At 69.7% G+C, this 2,747-nt stretch carries 3 protein-coding genes; 2 read left to right on the top strand and 1 reads right to left on the bottom strand.

Annotation, left to right across the window (positions count from 1 at the left end):
• Together RT567_RS15780 and RT567_RS15775 are read left to right on the top strand one after the other, a co-directional pair.
• Positions 1-381 (top strand): HRDC domain-containing protein (locus RT567_RS15780; protein WP_313577172.1); only part of this gene is annotated, 381 nt, incomplete at its 5' end.
• 81 nt (positions 382-462) lie between these two features.
• Positions 463-1,968, top strand: coding sequence for a S41 family peptidase (locus RT567_RS15775; RefSeq protein WP_313577171.1), 1,506 nt, complete (start codon positions 463-465; stop codon positions 1,966-1,968).
• 4 nt (positions 1,969-1,972) lie between these two features.
• Here RT567_RS15775 and RT567_RS15770 read toward each other — a convergent pair.
• Positions 1,973-2,747: alpha/beta hydrolase (locus tag RT567_RS15770; RefSeq protein ID WP_313577170.1), on the bottom strand; the 775-nt coding region annotated here is incomplete at its 5' end.

The following is a 2,747-nucleotide window of genomic DNA, read 5'->3' as shown; positions in this document are numbered from 1 at the left end:
GGCAAGCCTCTGGTTCGCCTGGGCGATCCGCAGGCCGTGCGCGCCGTCTATCGCGGCGAACGAGTGGTGCGGGTCAAGGAGCCGCCGACCCGCGCCGTGGCCGAAGACCGGCCGCGCCGCAACGCCGGGCGCAATCTGGCGGTCGAGGGCCTGGACGCCGATGTGCGCGCCCGCTTCGAGGCCCTGCGCGCCTGGCGCCGCGAACGCGCCGTCGAACAGCGCGTGCCGCCCTATGTCATCTTCCAGGACAAGACCCTGGTCGAGATCGCCCTGCAGGAGCCGCGCGGTCTGGACCAGCTGGCCGTCATTCCCGGCGTCGGCGCGGGCAAGCTGGACCGTTACGGTCCGGCGGTGCTGGAGGCGCTGGGGGCCGTCGCCTGACGGTTTCCATGACCAAAGCTTAACTGGCGCGTCATTTCTCCGCCTGTCACCTCTTTCAGCGAGGATGACGAGGGGATGCTCATGAACCGAATGTTGACCGCGGGCTTCGCCTGCCTGGCGATGGCGGGCGCGGTTCAGGCGCAGGAAACCCCAAACGCAGCATCCGGACCGATGGACCAGCCGCGCGACTGGTCCGCCGCCCTGGTTCAGGACGCGACCGGCCTGCACGACATCATGATCGACAGCCATCCTGGCGTGCACGATCCGCTCAATCCCGGCTTCCGCGCTCGGTTGGATCAGGGACTGGCGACGGCGCTGGAGCGGGCCAAGACCACCACCGATCGAGGCGGCTGGTGGTGGGCGATGCGCGCCTATGTCGCCAGTTTCGAGGACGGCCACGTCCAGATCCGTCTGACCCAGAGGGACTTCGGCTTCCCGACCCGCTGGCCCGGCTTTCTGACCGCCTATCGCGGCGTCGATCAGGTGGTGGCCGACCGTGATGAAGCCGACGCGGACGCCCCGCCGCTGGGGGCGCGGCTGATCGACTGCGACGGGGTGGACGCTGCGACCCTGGCCGAACAGCGCATCGGCCAGTTCCGGGGCCGCTGGTTCCTGGAGGCGATCAAGACCCGCTTCGGCGACTGGATGTTCCTGAGCTCAGAGAACCCGTGGCAGACCGAGATGAAGACCTGCCGGTTCGACACGGGCGGCGCAACCCAGACCTATGCCCTCGACTGGCGTGCGGCGCCCGATGATCTGAGCGACCGCCGCACCCGCCTGACGTCCGGCGCCCGGCCCGACTTCGCCCTGAAGCATTTCGACGACGGCGGCTTCTGGATCTCGGCCCCGACCTTCAACGGCGATCCCGCCAGCGAGGCCCACGCCGAACTGACCGCCCTGGTCGCCGACATGAAGACCAAGCAGGCCGCTCTGCGCGCCGCCCCCTATGTGGTGCTGGATCTGCGCGGCAACGGCGGCGGCTCCTCGCACTGGAGCCAGCTGATGGCCCAGATTCTGTGGGGCGACGACTGGATGGCCGCCCATCCCGAACCGGCGATCGAAGGCGTCGACTGGCGCGCCTCGGACGGCAACATCGCCGAAATCTCCGCCTTCCTCGACAAGCTGCGCGCCACGAACGGCCAGCCCGAGCTGATCGCCTGGGCCGAAGACGCCATCAACGGCATGAAGGCGGCGAAGGCCGCCGGCCAGGTCTATTGGCGCAGCGCTGACGATGATGAGAACGTTGACCCGACCGCCCCAACCCTGCCCGCGCCGCGACTGATGACCGGGCGGGTCTATGTCCTGACCGATTCCAGCTGCGGCTCGGCCTGCCTGGACGCGGTCGATCTGTGGAAGACCGTAGGGGCCCTTCAGGTCGGCCGCGAGACCTCGGCCGACACCGTCTACATGGAGATCCGCGAGCCGACCCTGCCCAGCGGCCTGGCCGAGATCGCCGTACCGATGAAGGTCTATCGCGGCCGCGCGCGCGGCAACAACGAGCCGCAGCGCCCCCAATACGTCATCGAGGGCGACATGAGCGACGACGCGGCCTTGCTGGCCTCGATCCGTAGGCTTCAGCCGAACTGACGCCTCAGCGCAGGAAGCGTTCGACCGCCTGCTGGAACTGACGGGGGCGGTCGATCATGACCATGTGCTCGGCCCCCTCGATCCGTTCGAAGGCGGCGGGGTGCGGCAGGGAGCGGTAGCCGGCGCGGAACAGGCCGTCGACATGGCTGCGCGGACTCTTGTCGTCGGGGCTCCAGCCGTAGACGACCGTCACCGGCGCCTCGATCAATGGCAGGCGCGCGCGCAGGTCCGTAGTCATCACCTCATACAGGCCCTGGGCCAGGACGCGGCGGTCCCCGCCCTGCCAGCCTAGGCCGCCCAGAACACTGTCGGCCGCCCCGCCCAGCTCCAGCCCCATGGAAGAGGCCTGGGTCCGCAATGCCTGATCCCCCAGCAGCATCAGGCCCTGATAGGCGATGCGGGCCAGCGGCTCGACATCGGCGGCGGTCGAGCCGGGACTGATCAGCGACGGAAAGAAGGGCGAGGCGTCCACCACCATGACCTTGCCCACCCGGTCGCCCGCGTCGGCGGCGACCCTAAGCGCCACCTGACCGCCCATCGAATGGCCGATCAAGGCCGGACGTTCCAGGCCCTGCTCATCGATATACCGGCGGATCTCGGCGGCGGTCGGGCCGCCGACCAGGCCCTCGGCGTTGCCGCCGGGCGCCGTTTCGCCAAACCCGCGCACCGTCACCAGATGCACCCGATAGCGCCCTTCCAGCGCCGCCGCCGTACGCGCCCAGACCGCCGAGGTCGAGGCCAGGCCGGGGATCAGCACCACGTCCGGCCCGCGGCCTTTC

It is taken from the genome of Brevundimonas sp. (genome assembly GCF_032107865.1).
Lineage (GTDB): Bacteria > Pseudomonadota > Alphaproteobacteria > Caulobacterales > Caulobacteraceae > Brevundimonas.
The sequence above is the reverse complement of the archived record's forward strand: the minus strand, read 5'-3'. Positions and strand labels throughout refer to the sequence as shown.